Source organism: Winslowiella toletana, from assembly GCF_017875465.1.
GTDB lineage: Bacteria > Pseudomonadota > Gammaproteobacteria > Enterobacterales > Enterobacteriaceae > Erwinia > Erwinia toletana.
In genome coordinates, this window is record NZ_JAGGMQ010000001.1 from 4,281,859 (window position 1) to 4,299,096 (window position 17,238).

Below are 17,238 nucleotides of genomic sequence, written 5' to 3' on the forward strand. Positions count from 1 at the left end.
GGTACTGACAGTGTCCGCTCCTAGGACTAAACTGCCTGCATGGGTTTCTTTGGGCAGCAGTGAACGAGGAGCGGGCAATCAATGATTTATTTTTCAACCATTCGCTATAATAATTTATTTCTTTAATGTTTCGTCACTTCCCTAATGAATTTTGGGATATCATCGTATTCTTCATACCATATAATTGTCACACCTAATTCTTTCATTAATTCTTCATTCAAAGTGTGGTGACGTTCAAGGAATTTTTCAGCAGATTCGATGTTTTCAATTACTTTTAGTTTTTTCCCATTGTTCTCCTCATAGCAGAATTCACTTGATGAAATTCTTTTCATAAATGTAAAATGCTTGCTGCGTTCAATGTTTTTCGAAGAAATATCTAATAACCGTCTAAGGTTTGGGTCTGTCATTGATAACCCAACCATTAAGCAATTATTTTCTCTAAATGAATTTAGCTGAACAAGATTTGACCAGTGGTAGGAGTCAGAATAAATATGGTGGTAGCCTTCCTCTGAGAAAACTAAAGTTGATTTATCTAACCCATCATAGTATTTTCTATCTTCTGGCAAGAATCCATGAACATGGTAGACCGGAAGTTCATCAGGGTCGAGGCTTTCATTATTGGTATAAATACATCTATGTAGGATTGAGTTACTAATTAATTCTCTTTCAAGTAGGTCATCAAAATTATAAGTAATAACGGATTTGACTTTGGCGCCAGTTCGCCGAGGAAGGCACATCGAAGCAATTGATTTTATTAGTTCAGAATCCATGCGGTAATTATGGTTTCGCAGCTTATACAGATTTTTAGTAACAGCTCCTATGAATTCTTTTGCTTCCCCATCAGTTTTTGAAAATCCCTTGCGAAGGTATCTTGCAGCCATCAGTGCTGACGGTTCGTTAATACCATTTAACCTGCCAACAATATCGTTAAGATCTTTGTCACTCATTGCAATATCACCATTGAATTCTTGGGTAAGGTAAGTTACAAACAATGAATTCAATAATGTGTTCCAATCTGGCATTCCAGCACTACTTGAAACTCCAGCGCCCAAAAATAATGAAAACTGACCTTTGCTATAGCAATGCTTTAACCTTTCCAGTATTTCATCTCGTTCTATTTTCCAATCTCTAACTGGCTTAGATATAGCAGATGAAAGCCTTAAGGAAAAGAGGTTTTTAGTTATTTCATTTACTACTTTTTTATTCTTTGATACTATTTTATTTAATTCATTCGGCCCCCAAAAAATCACATTAAAAGGAAGTTGGCTATTTTCAATCTCATTATTGAAACGCAGCAACAATCTTTCTGGAATTGGTTTAGCAGAAACAACTAATACATTTATGATTTTGTTTTCCGTGAATTCATTAGTGAGCCTTAGAATGTATCTCTCAAAGAACATACGAAATGGAACTTTTGTTAAACTAAACTTTATTTCAATTAATGTTGGCCCTTGAAATTGGTCGAAACCATTCGGAGCAAAAGCATCTCCAAAGTTTAAAGAGTCTCGAGAAATTTGAAACTCCTTTTTTTGGCTCTCAAGATGATGCTTAAAAAGGTGCAAGACAAATGTTTCGAAAGAATAATAACTCTTTGGTCCGCCCTCATCAATTTCTGAAATGATATCATCGATTATCATATTTAATTTATCTCCTTAAGAAGAACACCCAGTTCTAATATAAAAAAGATGCCAATCATGCTAAGCAAGTACTTCTCCGTGATGATAACTTCCTAAGGTTATCAACCTCTTAAGGTTTATTCAATACCAGCATTTTGAATGATATGCAAGCAGGTCACTCCTTATAACCAGCCCCCATTAAGGGTTAACCTAAATCATTTAGCAGCCATGTGTAAAACATCCGCTTCTGGCACTAAGGTGTCGCAGGCAAGACCTAGAGAGTAGCAAAGAGCGAGCAGCGGACATATGATGTTTAGAAACCGCGTGATTTGCAGTTACGCAATAAAGTAAAGATAATTAATTCCGATCTGACTGACTTCGTCACTGGACATTATTTCCGAATGTGCTCTTTCGTCCAGGTTGAAAAGCACGATTTGCACGGAGCGAGTGCAATCAACACGGCAGAGACTGGCATAGGGGAACTGGATGTGGTTTATCCATAGAAGCGGGGGGATAAGGACGTGGGTAATGGACAGAAAGCGCTGTACGTCCAGTCCGGGCGGGAATTAAGATGTCTGAACAATAGTAACCAGCTCACAGACTATCGGGGGCGACTCAATCTGCCGGGGAAACCATGTTTAACTATCTTAAAGCTATGTACCATCAATCAAAAATCCAGGCTGAGCTCAAGGCACAAATATCTGAGCAAATAACGGTTAATGCTATCTGTCAGCACCCTGAATCAATTGAAATCATTGTTTTTTGTTCGAATAATGCTTATTACCGGAAACGTAAGGACGCTGCTTTCCTGACTACTTGCTCTGTGCTCATGCGTACTTTGAAAGATGAGTCCGTACCGATGGAACTCAGAAAAACCGCATGGCGTTTGTTGAACGATAGATATCAGCGAATTCAGCTATTGCAGGACTACAGGACAGAAAATTTCTTGCTTGTTGCCGATTTTGAGTACGCACTTGAAGAACATGGTGAACTGGTAGAGTAGTTTTTTGATGCATTTACACATGCAGTGCCGGTTATTGATTAAAATAGCGTATTGCATGGGTTTCACAAGTCATTCTTGATGAGTTAATTAATTGAGTTAAAAAACGAATAATGTAGGGGGAACTATATGACTATACGGTATTTATACGGGCGTAAAAACATTTTAACTCCGGTTATTAATGACAAGGCAGGATTGCGTCTTAGCGATTTAACACATTACTCTCGCATGGAAAATGAGAATATGCAAGATAATGAAATGGAAAAGCTATTTACTGTAGATAGGACTAAATTTAATATTTTTTTGGGTGGGGATATTATAAATTCGGATGAAATGACTGCTGATACAATTTTCAATCTCACTCCCAGACATTGCTTTTGTCTTTGCTTTTCAAGCAGGAGGGATGAATCGGAACTGTATAAAGAGTTTAAAGCGGACATTTGTATCGGATTTGATGTTGAAAAACTCAGGGAACACCTTGAAATTATTTCAGTAAAATTTTCAGGTATGAAGTTTCAGGGTAGAGATGTAACCTACTACCACCCCGGATCACCACCTAATACATTCACGCCAGATGAACTTGTTTTTTATAAGCCCTCAGCTTTTAGCCATGAAGCGGAGTATCGGCTGGCCTTGTTTTATCCGGAAGATCAGACCGGCTTCAAAACTGAAGACGGAACAGTGATTCCTTTCAGAATGGAGAACAAGTCAATGCACATGACCGTTAGCCATCCGAAAAAAGGATTTGTCAGTGAATGCGTGACCGAAGTGCTGTTTTCAAAGCGCTGATATGGCAGTTCCTGCCATATTGGACAGAATAACCGGAACGTCCAGGTTCACCCGTAACCTCTTATAAATGAGGTGTGCTAGAAGGAAAAGGGTGAACCTTAATTTTCAGTAGCCTCTAAAGTCATGCAACTTTGAAGATAGCTCGTCATTCTTTTTTATGAAATCCATTAGATATTCTTCAGTTACTATTACTTGTGTTCCATCCTTATACTTGGTAGCTAACATCTGATTATCATTATCAGATGTTATTCCTTCCGGAGCGGTAATCCTAAAACTATGCATTATTCTATTGCGTATGTTGACAATTTCTTCGAAAAGGCTTGCAATAATACTATCTGTTGCTTTTGTAATTGTTTCTTTTATGGGCGCTTTAAGTTGTCCAGAAGTTCTATCTGTTAATTCATACCAGTTGTAACGTTTATCAGTGTCTTCCCTTATGATATTTTCAATGATGAATCCATTATTGGAATTAAAAACACAAAGTGCAGTGCCAACAAGCTCTCTGTATTTTTTAGACGGTAACGATTGATGTGAAAAATCTTCATACATAATAATTAAATCCCAATGTTTTAAAGTTTATTAGCAGAAAAATATCAGTTTAAACCCCACTCTAGCATCAGGTCTGGGGAGAATGAACGGTTTGCCAAAGTGCATTACCGAAGTAATTATGAAAAGTCCGCTCAAACATTATGAGGTTTTTTTCGATATTTCAAAGAGGTAGTTTTGTGAATTATTCATTACCCGTTTAATATCAACCTCACGGCTAATCTCTTCTTTGATAGCAATTTCAAACATGAATACTATTAAACTATATAATGTATCGATATTTTCATACTCAGTAATACTGAGGTCATTATCTGTGCTTACATGTACAGAAAACGCCAATGTTTCCATTTCAGATGAATCAACCGATAAAACGACGCGTTTAGCTGCGTCCTTTAACCCATGACCTAATCCTTTTACGACGATATGTTCCACTTTCCCTACTCCTTTTTTGTATGTAAGTCACCAATATAACTTTGGGATACGTTAACTTCCAGTGCTTAAGTACTAGGGCATTATCTGCCAGCGTTTCTCCGACCTTTGCGGCGTATTGATGCCGTTTTTCTGGAGCTGTACGGAATTGGCTGTCTGTCTAAGTGGCGCGGGAACGCTTGCTGCGAAATGGTCGTGACTACAAAGTGATTCCTTCAAACACAGAAGGAACATGAATATGAGTAATGCAGATGAGATTTACAGAATTTGGACTCTAAGGGATAAGGATAGCCGGACAGTAAATGATGCGGAAAAATTGGCTGATGAATCTTGGGCTATGGGGCTGCGGCTCCATCGCAACCGGAACACGCACAACCAGTTAGTTATGCAGTCAGTGCGCTCCCGTTTGGCTCGTTAGCATCGACTCTATGTTGCCTATGCGGTAATGACCGCATAGGCAGAATGCCCGGAGTCTCCACTTCTGGCGGGGATTACTGACGAAGGGAAGTTTTGCCAGCTTTCCAGCGACCAGTACCAGCTGGCGCCACACTGCTTTGCCATCAGAACATCAATTAGCCAAGCAGCTGCGGTCCCAGGAATGCCAGCAGTCGTGGACAGAATTACGGTTGTGTCCAGTTGGAGGAGGAAAGAAGGGCTGAATCCCGTCACTGGCGCTTCATTAACTCCTGCACTGCCCGCGTAATGCGCTCCAGCGTTTCCAGCATGGCCTCTGCGCCGCCAGCGAACGCCAGGTATTCCCCTGTGTATCGGCAAGCCTCAAGCTCAACGGCCACTGTGTCCCGATCGGCAAAACCAGTTTGCGTTTTTGACGTCACCGCCTCTGACGCTAGACGGCAACCCTGCCCGGCAAGGATGGTCATTGCATCACGATAGTCATGGCCGTTAAAGCAGGTGATCAGCAGTCGCGGGTCGAGGTTTTCATCGCCGGTGTGTTTCAGGTGGTCAAAACTCTTCATAACGTGTCCTTTTGGATCCCTAGGTGCAGGCCATAAGCAGCGCGTGAATTTATTATTTCTTCTGATGCACATTTAAAGCATTTTTCATGTACTGCACCGGCTCTGGCATTGGGTGGCTTTTGCCGGGCTTCGTTTTACGTTCATGTTTTGCATATTCTTTACCCAGTTTTTCCCAGTCTTTTGGATACAGCGATATGAAGGATTCCAAGAATTCTTCAAAGGTGAAACCAGACTGAAGAGAATCGCAGGTAGTCTGAATCTTTTCTTCTTTCTTTAGGATAACTGCCATGATTTAACCTTTTTAGCTTGCGCTATGTATCTTATCTGCTTATCCAGAATTGCAATTGCCTCCGCTGGAGGTGTGTATGAATCTGAAACATGAACATCCATCGGCCAGAGACCTGGTTGACCGATCTCGGGTTTTAGTCAAAGTGATGATCGAACATGATGATGTAGGGCCGAATTATGTTTTGCTGTTGATTCTGGCTGACCAGCTCGGGATGTTACGCGATGCATTTGAAGAGGCAGAAATTCGACAGCTCAGAAATGAAAAACTACCTGAATAATATTCGATAGTTCATGCAGCCATCTTTCTGGTTCGAAAGGCCGCGTCTGCGGCCTCAAAAATTAAGAATGGTGGTGCGTACGTCGCTGCAGAACGCTACGAACAGTAACGGTTGATATGCTTTCGCCGATATAGCCATCACCGCCCGTTTTAACTGCGTCCGAAAGTGCTTTGGCGCACTCTGCGCGGTCACTCAGCGCTATGCGAAGGATGTCTGCACGGGTCAACCCGTTAACAGTCTGGATAGCAGATTTTTTAGGTTTCAAGGACATAGATAGAAAACTCCTTGTATGATTCGTTATAATTATACCCCATGCACGCAGAATAATCGCGCATAATTTCATCGTATAGCCAGCCAAGACCGGGCCGGGTGGGAATTGCAACAATGGCATGCGGATGTAGGTTTTGAACAAAATGCTGCACGGCGCCCCCAATCCCAACAAGCAGAAACTCATGCAGCTCATCCAAGTTATATCCCATCGATTTATCTTTGCCAAACCGGTCAATATCATCGTGAAGTTTACGTAAAGGGAAAAAATCAGTCAGATAAAAGTTATTTTTAATATCATGAGCATGATATTGATCGGTGAACATTTCCTGTAACTTCGGCGGCAGATGATGAATCTGGACTACGTACTGATTTTTTTCACCAGACGCTTTGGTGACATCAACTAAGTAAAAGTAACCGGGAAGAGCTTCAGCTGGTTGATACGTATGGATATTTATCTGCATCGGACTTTCCTCCATGTCCTTGGCTATAGCATATGGATTTTAACACTGCCCCGGACCAGGATCAGCGGATAGATTCCTGAATAAGTGCCTCTGTACCAGAGGCACTTATTCACATCAGAAACAAGCCAACTTACTATCACTTTCTGCATTATTAACTTTCTCAGCAGGCGGCTCTGTAGCATCAGGAACTTCAACCGCAGCAGGGCGTTCCGCCCGGTAAACCTCTTCACCATCGATGCGAATCAAACCGATAAACAGCAAATGTGCTTTCAGGCTGACGCCTGTCTGCCCCTTGCGATCACCTTTGCTGTATACAAAGGTATCGGTATAAAGATCACCAAGCCGGAACTGAATCAGGATCTTACGTTTATCCTCACAGGCCTGCGTACAGCGGCGGATAAGTTGCTGCGCATCTTTACCAGTGACCCGGCAATCAAAACGCAGGTATTCAACGTCATCAGAGGGCCCTTCCAGCGCGGCGATATCACAGCATAAGAAAGGATCACCTCTTTTCGGTGTAACTTCACGGATACGGTTAACATAACCTATTCCATTGATATTTAAATTAAACCAGCTCTGCTCAGTCATGATGAATCTCCTTCTTCTGTGTCAGCGATGCGATTAATTCCTTTAAAGAAAATTAGAAAAACATTCACGCCTTGGCGTTTGTGTTTTCAGCATGCATCACGATTCAGGGAGCCAAATGGCGGGCGCTGTGTAACACAGCATTGATACAGGATCAGCAAAACGGATTTTCTGCGGAGGTTTAAGTGACTATTATTTACTGGTACGAAGGAATTATCTGGTAAGTCAAAAATGATTCCACTGGAATCAAACATCAGTAGATAACTAAGACTTATTTGGCCTTGCCAGACATATCGCGTGCAGATGGTCAAACATCGCCTGTACCCGAGGCTCGGGTTCGGCAGATTGTGTCCGATTGCGTGCAGATTTTTGCCGCTTAAACAAATTGAACTCTCCCTGACGCGCCTTGCGCAGCGTCGCCAGAATGTAGCCGAGTGGTTTCTCAATACCTCCCGATGCAATCCGGCATGCACAGTTATCCAGTACTTCCTGGCAGAGAGGGGCGGGCAAGGCTTCCATAGCCCGCCAGATGGCGCCACGTTCTGCAGAGGTGAGTGATAATGTTTCTGGCCAGCAAACGGACGTACTACTTCTTTTTCTTTTTACTTTATTAAGTACGTAAGCTGAGTCCTGATTCGGGACTCTGTAGAACACCTCTGAATTTTCAGCTGATTCACACTTCTCGGCAGGTGCGGAAGTACCGGGTCCTGATACAGGACTTAGTGAATTCTGCTGAGTCTTATCAGAGGACTTTGCAAGCAGCAGAATGCTGGCGGCGCGTTGGTTGAAAAATTCAAAGCGGGAGGCCAGATACTTTTGTTCCGGGTCATCGAGCAGGCTTTGCAGAATGGCATGAGCTGTTAGATTTAAAAGCTTATTAGTGCGGTTGCTGCACTCATTAAGCAGTTTCAGATAGGTATTATCCAGTCGCTGGGCGTCCAGCAAAGTTAAAGGCTCATCATGCAGGGCGTAGATATTTCCGACGACGCGCCCATTGTGACGGTTGCGTACCCGCTGGCAAAGGCTTAACCAGCGGGTGAGGCGCAACATCATCAGACAATGACTGACAGTACTCCGCGAGGCGCGCTCGGAAGCAGGACAGGTTGCCAGCATCACACGAAGCTCATCATATTGCGGGAACGCAGCACTTTGATTTGTGCTGGCATGCAGACGGATCAGTTGCCAGGTAAATTTATCTCGCGGTGACAGGTTTTGGTCGAGCAACAAAAGCCGTGGCACCGTTTCCTGCGGATTACCCATAAACAACAGGCTGTCTGATTGCAGCAAACTCCGGGAATCCGGCTGTTGCTGTGGTCTGTCCTGTAATGATTTCAGCAAAGTACTGAAAGCATCGGTCATTCTTTTTCTTCCTGTGAAATGGGGACCTCCCACTGTTGCACAAGGTTCCACACCACGGTCAGTGAAAGTGACAGCTCCTCAGCAACGCACAGCATGGCCTGCAAGCCTTCCAGTGAATCCAGCTTATCCGGTTTGATTTCCTGCCATCGGTGCCAGACCTGATGTTCCGCTGCTTCATCGGGATTCTCATTTCTTCCGGCGCGCACACAAATTCCCAGTAGCCGACGACGGGCGCTGACCTCTACCGTTGACATGCCAAAATAGTGATGGAGCAGGGCAATTGAAGCACCCAGAGCCAGCGACTGATCAACCAGTTTTTGCTGTTGCTGTGTCTGATGAACCTGTACCAGCATCTGGCGCAGTACGTCATGATTAACTGAAATCTTCAAAAAATGAGCGGCACTATTGCTCAGGTAGAGAACTTCTTCCACGCTTAAAGAACTAAGGTGTGCAAGCTCATATTGGTCGAACCCCATTGACTCACAATAACGCACATTCCCTTCTTTCAGTTCCTGCAGTACTTGTGTCAGTACTGCCTGGTTGATGGAGGGGATCATGATCTTTCCTCCTTTTTCTCAAGCTGGAAAATACGGCGGCTGATGCGGATCAGACGGAGTATTTTCAGTATCTGCTGATCGTCGCGCTCTGGCGAAATCAACATCTCCAGTGCCGGCATGGCAATACCACGCTCGCCGGTAAGAAATGAGAGCAACTGATAGCATGCTCTGTCACCGTTGACGGGTGGTGATAGCAGACTGAATCCCACACCATTTTCCGGGACCGGAGTGACATAATTCTCCAGGCCGCTGATAGTCGCGATATCCCAGGCCAGACGATCGGCCATTGGCCGTAATGATTCTGGTGAATCAAACAGAGGTTCAATCTTCCAGATATCATTTACTGGCTCATTTTCATGCAGCGATGGGGTGGGTGTTGGCTTTTCCCTTGTGGGTTCCTTACTGCGTGGTTTGGTATCAGCGTGTTCAGGCGGTTTCCACGGGGGAGGTTCTTCTGGCTTTCCGAGCAAAGCCTGGCGCTTTTGAGTGGCCTCATCCATTTCGAGCAGCAGAAGGTTAAAATCTACATCTAACCGTCCACTGAGCTGCCCGAGCAGTTCATCCTGGAAATGGTGGATAACCAGACCATCCTCACCATGATTGAAGGTGCTAAGTACCTGGCCGAAAATCTGATCCAGGTCGCTAGTTGGCGGATGTTTCTCCTGTAAGTGCATAACAGATGAACGCAGTGCCAGCAGTTTTTCAATCGTCGATCTGCCTAGCCCCTGATAAAGCAGATCGGGAATGCAGGGTAAAAGCCATGTCAGCGTCTGTTCCATTTTACTGATATGGGACTGGGAAATGGGGTAACCCTGCAGGGTCAGTCGTTCTGCTAATTCACGTTGCGAGAGGGTTATGCCATGCTGTTGCTGAATAAGCTTTCTTGCGCTGTCGATACCTTGGGCGCGCTCAATAAATGTCAGTTTACCGTGCAGGTCATTTTCTGCCAGATGGCCTATCAGGCACCGCAATTCTCCGCTCTCATCCGGCCAGGGGAGAAAGGGAAAGAAAAGGGTGTGGAAACGTTCTTCACCGGTCTCCTGCCATAGCTCATTGAGAATGGCCAACCGCGTATTGCCTCCGCTCGCCAGCGTAAATAACTGATCGTTGGGAGAGCGGGTCAGCAACGGTGGATTATCTAAACCCCGCTGCCTGATCGACGCTTTCAGTTCGTCGTAACAGGGATTCCGGCTCAGCCTTGGATTTAATGCGAATGGCTTAATCTGCTCAAGCGAGGCCACGACTCCGGAATGGCCTGTTTCGGCAAGCTGAGGTGCATCGCCATTCTGCTGAAGTATGGCATTCATGGCTAACTCTCTTGGCAATTACCGAAGTGGACGGTTGCGGCTCAGACTGATTTGTCTGTTAATCCATTCGTCGATGTCGCTTTCAAGCCATGCGACGCTGTTAGTACCTATGCGAATAGCTGTGGGGAATTGTTTGCAGCGGATTTGCTGATAAATCCATGACTTACCGAAACCGGTTTTTTCTTCAACCTGAGGTAGTCGTATTAACCTGAAACTGTCCATTTTCGTTGCTCCTTCTCCTGATAAGTACGTGTAGGCAGGTACAACTTCTCCCGGAAGTATTTGCATTTGCACCTGAGGCTGGCATCCTCTAATTCTGTATATGTCCTGGATAATTAATTTACGGCGACGCACTCTACGGTGGGCCAGAGCTCGATAAGCAGAATTGTTAACCTGTGCAGACGCCATTGGTAATATTGGTGGTGACATCGATAAAGTTTCTGTTATTCACACTACATTATATTGCGACGCCATAAGTCATGGGGTTATATTTATTTTTTTGATTATAACCCAGTAAATTATGATACCAATAATTTATTGGCGAGGTAGGAATGCTTTTATTCGGCAATCATTTTTTCATTATTAAATTGCCTGGTAAGTTATTCAATCACAGGGTTCAATGAAATGCGATAAATTTCTGAGATATGCATTCCAGAAATAAAAATATATTCTTTTTTGGTATGGCTATACCCTGTAAATTTCCAACTGCGAATCTCCTTCGCGCAATTGTCAGGACCGGGTGCGCACCTTTTTTTCAACTAAATTGCTGGCCGGGCTGCCTCATACACAGGTGTGATAATGGCAGTTACGACTCCGAGCACGCGTAATTCATCCGCATCAAAATCATCATATGCATCACCATCCGGTGTGATAATTGACTGTCCGCACAGCATACCCAGCCCCATCAGCCCGTAGAGCTCGTAACCAATAATATCGCTCTGGCTGGCTTTTCGATACAGATCAACAACTACCTGTTGCCCGTTAATCTCATATACCTGTTTATTGCCATTGTTTGATAGCAGCTCGTCCAGACTCTTCATCATAAACGTCACTTCACGACGAGCAAATCCGCGATCCTTGTGGTGTATGCTGGAGAAAGCATCTCCCGTTTCATTGACCACGACTTGCTGATCCCTTGTCCGGCAAACCATATTCTTCCCTTCCCGCTTTGATTGAGCCCGTCAACAACACGCATTAGTGCCTCGCTGTCAGGCTGAGGTTTAAACTCATCGAACAGATTGAGCTGGGCAATACCCTGGCTGAAAAAGTCTCCCAGCATCACACCTGCTTTCATATACCGGTGACCGTCGATCCATATCCGATCGAGAGATTCCATCGCAACGCGAATGATGTCCCTGGTATCGTTAGAGGGGGTTAGCAGCTTTCCGCCAGCCTGATTTCCATAGAATTGTTCGGTGAGGGCATGCGGGCTGGTGCGCAGGAAAACAGATATCTGCCGGCAAAACTGTTTTTCGCCACGTAGTTTTTCAGATGCCCGTTCTGCATATGAGCAAACTGCCTGACGCATCTCTTCGTAATCCGTGATGCGACTGCCGAAGGATCGTGAGCAGACAATCTGCTGCTTGGTAGGGGCAAATTCCTCAAGCTCCAGACACTGTTCGCCGTTTAGTTCACGGACGGTTCGTTCGAGTACCACGTTAAAGTTTTTTCGAATGAACCATGGCGAGCATTCCGCCAGGTGAAGAGCCGTTTCGATACCCATCAGATTGAGTTTTTTGCTGATGCGCCTTCCGACTCCCCAGACATCTTCGACAGCAACAATGTTCATCAGCTTCCGCTGACGGTCTTTGCATGAAAGGTCGAGCACGCCGCCTGTCTTGCTCCATTTTTTGGCTGCATGATTTGCAAGCTTGGACAGGGTCTTGGTCGGTGCTATACCCACGCCAACTGTAAGATGGGTTTCCCTGAAAACCCGGCGCCGCACATCCCGGCCAAACTGATCCAGAGACATGCAGTTACTGATGCCCGAGACATTCATAAACGCTTCATCAATCGAGTAAATTTCTACTGATGGCGCCATTTCTTCCAGAGTGGTCATTACGCGGTTAGACATATCCGCGTAGAGGGCATAATTTGAGCTAAACACTTTCACATTATGGCGGCGCAGGTCGTCTTTCATTTTGAAAAACGGGTCACCCATTTTAATGCCCAATCTCTTTGCTTCGGCGCTACGAGCAATAACGCACCCATCATTATTGGATAAAACGACTACCGGCAACCCCTGCAGATCGGGTCTGAATACTGTTTCGCAGGATGCATAAAAGCTATTTACATCAACCAGCGCGAACATGTCAGTCAGTCGCTTTAATGACAAAGGTCACGACGCCAAATATATCCAGCGCTTCCTCAGCACCAATCACAATTGGCGAGTAGTTTGCGTTCATGGGAACAAGCTGAACGGCAGGGCGCAGTTGCAACTTTTTTACAGTGAACTCTCCCTCAACTGCGGCGATCACAATGTTGCCATGTTCAGCGTGCAGGGCACTGTCCACAACCAGCATATCACCATCACTGATCCCGGCATCAATCATGGAATCACCGCTGACTCTGACGAAATAAGTTGCGGAAGGGTGCTGCACCATCAATTTATTAAGATCAATTCGCTGCTCAACATAATCATCTGCCGGTGAAGGGAAACCGCAGGGTACGCGGTCAATGAAAAGCGGTAACTGCATGATTGCGTGGACTTCAACGGGCTTTAAGAACTGCATATGGATTTTCTCAACAACTACTGTATGTAATTACAGTATTATTGATCGCGTGGATCGATCAAGCTGCTTTTGAAGATAATTTGTGAAGGCTATGATGGCAAAGAGATTTTAGTCTTGCCTGGAGGTCGGGGAAGGGGAAATAAATGTTTTTAACTCAAATCAGGTGCGAATCTTGTGGCCATAGCATTGGGTTATCTATCTTATCAATTAGTGGCGATCCTACTTACTTATAACCCATTTCATCTTTTGTCAGTGTGCCAGCTTTAGCTGAAATTTCAGGAGATAGAACATACCGGGCTGGGCGGGTGATGCATAAACTCATCCGGGAACTGATGGCAGCCATTTTCTGATGCGATGGTTTCAGGATTTGAGTCACTTATTTCATCCATCGAGGGGCTACCTTTTTGTTGTACTTGATATAAGATGGATGGCACGTTGCGCAATATCGGGCATTACAGGATATAAAGTACCGTCATGATTAGCCGTCTTATTAAAGTACTCAGGCCGAATTACTGCTTGCGTGGCGTTCAAATCTTTGAGGCACTCGATCGGAACATTTCTCGTTTTTCAGTGAGAGGTGTAAATCCGGTTTAATTAATCAGGAATTAAAAGATGGAAAAGGATTTTTTATTAACTTATTCAGTAACAAATAATTGTGAAACTACAGATATCATCATGAAGGATAAAGCAGATAGAGTGCGACGGGATATCGCCGCTCTTACTTGCTGGGAAAAATTAAGGAGTGTGGAGACCACATTTTTCGGCACAATGGACATCACTGGTTCAACCGACAGTGATAAAAAGTCGAACGCTAAAGAGAATGTCTGTGATGCATTTATTCCCATTCTGAAAAAGTATGGTGTTGCAGATCAGGATGTAATAATACACTGCGCGATTATGGTTGAGAGTATTAGCGGGGTATACGAATTCGAAGTCTGGAACGTCTGACACGATTTAAGCATCATCATGTTCGCTCGCAAATGCATCTGATGATGCTTGTTTGCTGCTGGTTAAAATTTTTACGAATGAAGCAGGTGGTGGAACAACACAGGCGGAAGATCGCTGATAGTATTGAAAAATAGGATTAAATCCTACCTGATGGAGTCGCGGGCAAAGAAACTACCTGGCGTGCCTCCGTATTCGGCCAAGGCAGGTTTGTTTATTGGCTTGAAAGTGCTGCCAGACAATAATTAATATTACATCGATTGGTGAAATTTGCTCATGACTGCATTAACTAAATGGCTGTAGTGAATCTCTTGGTGTGCTTCTAAGATTTCTGGACATGAATTATTGAGGTCGCTTACGGAGCCAGCATGCAGTATGTCAATTTAGGGCGCACAGGTTTAAAAGTTTCCCGCTTATGTCTTGGCTGTATGAGCTTTGGCGAACCCTCTCGTTCGCCGCAACCCTGGTCGCTGGACGAGCAAACTTCACGGCCATTTATTCGCCAGGCACTGGAAGCCGGTATCAACTTTTTCGATACTGCGAATATCTATTCTGGCGGTAGTTCCGAAGAAATCGTTGGGCGGGCGCTTAACGATATGGCACTGCGTGATGAAATTGTGGTGGCGTCTAAAGCTTTCTTCCCGTGGAAAAACTCGCCAAACAGTGGGTTTCTGTCACGCAAGGCACTGTTTAAAGCCATTGATGACAGTCTGACGCGTCTCAATATGGATTATATTGATCTCTACCAGATTCACCGCTTCGACCATGGCACGCCAGTTGAGGAAACGATGGAAGCCCTGCATGACATCGTTAAATCGGGTAAGGTTCGTTATATCGGCGCTTCCTCTATGGAAGCCTGGCGCTTTGCAAAAATGCAGTTCGCTGCTGAACGTAACGGCTGGACACGTTTTGTCTCAATGCAACCACAATACAATCTTCTCTACCGTGAAGAGGAACGTGAGATGCTGCCGCTGTGTGAGGATCTGGGCGTTGGCGTTATTCCGTGGAGTCCAATGGCTCGCGGAAGATTAACTCGTGCCTGGAGCGAAACCACGCATCGAGCGCAAAATGACGCATTTGCTCTTGGCATGTATCAACGTGCTGCGGAGCAGGATAAAGCCGTTGTGCAGGTTGTTCAGCACATTGCCTCTGAACATGGCGTTCCTGAAGCGCACGTTGCTCTGGCCTGGTTGTTATCAAAATCGAGTGTTACCGCCCCCATCGTTGGCGCCACGCAGTCTCAACATCTGACAACGGCTATCGAAGCGCTCAATTTCACATTGAGCCGCGAAGAAATTGTCCAGCTTGAAGCGCCATATATTCCACATGTGGTGGATGGTGTTATTCCACCGCTCTCTGATGAACCCTTGACCCTGACCCGTCGCCCTTTAGCCGGATAAGTCGCGTAGCTATTCAGATGCCACGGATGGCCAGAATAAATGACAACCTCTGGCGCTTAAAACCTCAGGTACGGAAGCCGGATATAACGGTTAATACACTTTTGCCTGGTTCCTGTGAAAAATCCGGAGAGAGTTGAGCAACCACGCTTGTCGCTGATGTCAGAATTGCACCAGCACGTTCAGCCTGTCGCATCACTGCCTCTTCTGTCCGCGATGAGCGGCTGCCAATAGAATCAACAGGGATCTGTACAGAGTAACCATGACGCAAGGCACTCAACGTTGTCAGCAAAACGGCCACTTCAGCGCTGAAGCCCGAGACAATCAATGTTTTTTTTCCGCTGCTTCTAATGGCTTCTCGTATTGGCTTTACCCCAAATGGGTCGGCGTTGATACGATGAAACGTTGTGGCTTGATCCGCGAAATCTCTAAGCTCATCAATAAGTTCATTACCGGCATTCCCTTGTGGGACCGTCAGAAAAAGTGAGGGCAGACTGAGCATTTTAGCAACTTTGGCCAGATTGCCTGAATTGACGGCCAGAGATTCTGGAGAAATAGTTTTGCTTTGTTGCACGAGTCCTGGATGAAGGTCGGCAAAAATAAATAATACCTCCTCGCGCTGAAGTAAGGTGCTGACACCTGAAGTTTCGTTTTGCCAGAATTGTCCTGTCTCTTTCATCGTCTCTTCTCGCGCTGAAGCATGCTAAAGCCGTTTATTTGTACAATTTCGCAATATCTTCATCGGTGCGATTGCCATGGATTTCGACCTGAGACAACGCATCCTCAATACGCTGAAACTCAGCTTCAGATAACTCAATTCCAGCTGAAGCAAAGTTCTCGCTAAACCGCGCTTCACTGCGCATGCCCGGAATGGGCACAATAAAATCGTTATTATGCAGCATCCACGCCAGGGATATCTGGGCAGCCGTGGCCTGTTTCTGACCGGCAAATTGATTCAGCAAATCAAGCAGGGGCTGATTGGCCTGAATATTTTCTTTCGTATAACGGGTGATACCTTTGCGTACATCGTCGCCGGTAAACTGGCTTTGTGCATGATGTTTGCCGCTCAGAAAACCACTTGCCAGAGGAGAGAAGGGGACGAAGCCAATATTCAGTTCACCACATGCTGGAATGACATCTTTTTCGAACATCCTTTCCATCATGGAGTATTCACTTTGAATCGCGGTTAAAGGTGTTACCGCATGTGCTCGTCTTAATTCCTGCTCAGTTGCCTGAGACTGGCCCCAACCACGGATTTTGCCCTCCCTGATCAGCTCCCCCATGCATTGCGCGACCTCTTCAACCGGAATATTTTTATTCACCCGGTGCTGATAATACAAATCGATACAGTCGGTGTGCAGACGCTTAAGCGATGCCTCAAGGTGCTCGCTGATCACCATCTTAAGGGACTTATCACTGTCATCAGGGATATGCAATTTTGTCGCAACAATGACTTTCTGCCGTAACGGTTTGAGTGCTTCGCCGACAATCGACTCATTGTCACCCGCGCCATAACCTTCAGCGGTATCAAAAAAATTGCAGCCCATTTCGAAGGCGCGACGGATAAGTCTGATGGATTCGTTACGCTCTGGTGCCGGACCGTATCCGTGGCTGAATCCCATACAGCCGAGGCCAATCGCAGAAACATTTAACTCTCTCAGTTTTCTGGTTTTCATTATCAAACCTCTGTCAAAATGTGTAA

General features: G+C 45.1%; 22 protein-coding genes. 5 read left to right on the forward strand and 17 right to left on the reverse strand.

Going from position 1 to position 17,238, the window contains the following annotated elements:
- Positions 1 to 122: 122 nt before the first annotated feature.
- Entirely contained in the window at positions 123 to 1,637 is a 1,515-nt protein-coding gene (locus J2125_RS20000) for an SIR2 family protein (RefSeq protein ID WP_017802582.1), read from the reverse strand.
- A 613-nt stretch (positions 1,638 to 2,250) separates the two neighbouring features.
- On the opposite strand from J2125_RS20000, the gene J2125_RS20005 reads away from it, so the two are divergent.
- Positions 2,251 to 2,619 carry a hypothetical protein gene (locus J2125_RS20005; RefSeq protein WP_017802583.1) on the forward strand — a complete coding sequence of 123 codons (369 nt, stop codon included), beginning with the start codon at positions 2,251 to 2,253 and terminating at the stop codon, positions 2,617 to 2,619.
- A gap of 126 nt (positions 2,620 to 2,745) precedes the next feature.
- Positions 2,746 to 3,405, forward strand: coding sequence for a hypothetical protein (locus tag J2125_RS20010; protein WP_071590535.1), 660 nt, complete (start codon positions 2,746 to 2,748; stop codon positions 3,403 to 3,405).
- Between the two features lie 105 nt (positions 3,406 to 3,510).
- On the opposite strand, the gene J2125_RS20015 is transcribed toward J2125_RS20010, so the two are convergent.
- From J2125_RS20015 to J2125_RS20030, 5 genes are all read right to left on the reverse strand, one after another.
- Positions 3,511 to 3,954, reverse strand: coding sequence for a hypothetical protein (locus tag J2125_RS20015; RefSeq protein WP_017802585.1), 444 nt, complete (start codon positions 3,952 to 3,954; stop codon positions 3,511 to 3,513).
- Positions 3,955 to 4,092: 138 nt separating this feature from the next.
- Complete coding sequence (locus J2125_RS20020; protein WP_017802586.1) at positions 4,093 to 4,383, reverse strand: hypothetical protein; 291 nt, start codon at positions 4,381 to 4,383, stop codon at positions 4,093 to 4,095.
- A 432-nt stretch (positions 4,384 to 4,815) separates the two neighbouring features.
- Complete coding sequence (locus tag J2125_RS25150) at positions 4,816 to 4,941, reverse strand: hypothetical protein (protein ID WP_276325203.1); 126 nt, start codon at positions 4,939 to 4,941, stop codon at positions 4,816 to 4,818.
- Positions 4,942 to 5,045: 104 nt separating this feature from the next.
- The gene (locus J2125_RS20025; protein WP_017801282.1) at positions 5,046 to 5,357 is read right to left on the reverse strand and encodes a hypothetical protein; all 312 of its coding nucleotides are present in this window, start codon (positions 5,355 to 5,357) and stop codon (positions 5,046 to 5,048) included.
- A 52-nt stretch (positions 5,358 to 5,409) separates the two neighbouring features.
- Positions 5,410 to 5,646, reverse strand: coding sequence for a hypothetical protein (locus J2125_RS20030; protein WP_017801283.1), 237 nt, complete (start codon positions 5,644 to 5,646; stop codon positions 5,410 to 5,412).
- Positions 5,647 to 5,722: 76 nt separating this feature from the next.
- On the opposite strand from J2125_RS20030, the gene J2125_RS20035 reads away from it, so the two are divergent.
- Positions 5,723 to 5,923: a hypothetical protein gene (locus J2125_RS20035; RefSeq protein ID WP_017801284.1), complete on the forward strand. Its 201-nt coding sequence runs from the start codon at positions 5,723 to 5,725 to the stop codon at positions 5,921 to 5,923.
- Positions 5,924 to 6,177: 254 nt separating this feature from the next.
- On the opposite strand, the gene J2125_RS20040 is transcribed toward J2125_RS20035, so the two are convergent.
- The 9 genes from J2125_RS20040 to J2125_RS20080 all read right to left on the reverse strand — a co-directional run bounded on the left by J2125_RS20040 (position 6,178) and on the right by J2125_RS20080 (position 13,194).
- Positions 6,178 to 6,654: a hypothetical protein gene (locus J2125_RS20040; protein ID WP_017801285.1), complete on the reverse strand. Its 477-nt coding sequence runs from the start codon at positions 6,652 to 6,654 to the stop codon at positions 6,178 to 6,180.
- Between the two features lie 114 nt (positions 6,655 to 6,768).
- Complete coding sequence (locus tag J2125_RS20045; RefSeq protein ID WP_017801286.1) at positions 6,769 to 7,242, reverse strand: STY4534 family ICE replication protein; 474 nt, start codon at positions 7,240 to 7,242, stop codon at positions 6,769 to 6,771.
- Positions 7,243 to 7,503: 261 nt separating this feature from the next.
- Positions 7,504 to 8,598, reverse strand: a complete 1,095-nt coding sequence (locus tag J2125_RS20050; protein ID WP_017801287.1) for an STY4528 family pathogenicity island replication protein — start codon at positions 8,596 to 8,598, stop codon at positions 7,504 to 7,506.
- Positions 8,595 to 9,155: a DUF2857 domain-containing protein gene (locus tag J2125_RS20055; protein ID WP_017801288.1), complete on the reverse strand. Its 561-nt coding sequence runs from the start codon at positions 9,153 to 9,155 to the stop codon at positions 8,595 to 8,597. The genes J2125_RS20050 and J2125_RS20055 overlap by 4 nt, the downstream gene beginning before the upstream one ends.
- Positions 9,152 to 10,462, reverse strand: coding sequence for a ParB family protein (locus J2125_RS20060; RefSeq protein ID WP_017801289.1), 1,311 nt, complete (start codon positions 10,460 to 10,462; stop codon positions 9,152 to 9,154). The genes J2125_RS20055 and J2125_RS20060 overlap by 4 nt, the downstream gene beginning before the upstream one ends.
- Positions 10,463 to 10,480: 18 nt before the next feature.
- The gene (locus J2125_RS25200; protein ID WP_338063265.1) at positions 10,481 to 10,891 is read right to left on the reverse strand and encodes a helix-turn-helix transcriptional regulator; all 411 of its coding nucleotides are present in this window, start codon (positions 10,889 to 10,891) and stop codon (positions 10,481 to 10,483) included.
- 329 nt (positions 10,892 to 11,220) lie between these two features.
- Positions 11,221 to 11,505, reverse strand: coding sequence for a hypothetical protein (locus J2125_RS20070; RefSeq protein WP_017801291.1), 285 nt, complete (start codon positions 11,503 to 11,505; stop codon positions 11,221 to 11,223).
- 5 nt (positions 11,506 to 11,510) lie between these two features.
- Positions 11,511 to 12,773, reverse strand: coding sequence for a translesion error-prone DNA polymerase V subunit UmuC (gene umuC / locus J2125_RS20075; RefSeq protein ID WP_017801292.1), 1,263 nt, complete (start codon positions 12,771 to 12,773; stop codon positions 11,511 to 11,513).
- 1 nt (position 12,774) lies between these two features.
- Positions 12,775 to 13,194: a translesion error-prone DNA polymerase V autoproteolytic subunit gene (locus J2125_RS20080; RefSeq protein WP_017801293.1), complete on the reverse strand. Its 420-nt coding sequence runs from the start codon at positions 13,192 to 13,194 to the stop codon at positions 12,775 to 12,777.
- Positions 13,195 to 13,806: 612 nt separating this feature from the next.
- Here J2125_RS20080 and J2125_RS20085 point away from each other — a divergent pair.
- Positions 13,807 to 14,142, forward strand: a complete 336-nt coding sequence (locus J2125_RS20085; RefSeq protein ID WP_017801294.1) for a hypothetical protein — start codon at positions 13,807 to 13,809, stop codon at positions 14,140 to 14,142.
- Positions 14,143 to 14,507: 365 nt separating this feature from the next.
- Entirely contained in the window at positions 14,508 to 15,539 is a 1,032-nt protein-coding gene (locus J2125_RS20090) for an aldo/keto reductase (protein WP_026111719.1), read from the forward strand.
- Positions 15,540 to 15,603: 64 nt separating this feature from the next.
- Here the strand turns inward: J2125_RS20090 and J2125_RS20095 are convergent, their stop codons facing one another.
- Together J2125_RS20095 and J2125_RS20100 are read right to left on the reverse strand one after the other, a co-directional pair.
- Entirely contained in the window at positions 15,604 to 16,215 is a 612-nt protein-coding gene (locus J2125_RS20095) for an isochorismatase family protein (protein ID WP_017801296.1), read from the reverse strand.
- Positions 16,216 to 16,249: 34 nt separating this feature from the next.
- Complete coding sequence (locus J2125_RS20100; RefSeq protein WP_017801297.1) at positions 16,250 to 17,212, reverse strand: aldo/keto reductase; 963 nt, start codon at positions 17,210 to 17,212, stop codon at positions 16,250 to 16,252.
- Between the last annotated feature and the right edge of the window lie 26 nt (positions 17,213 to 17,238).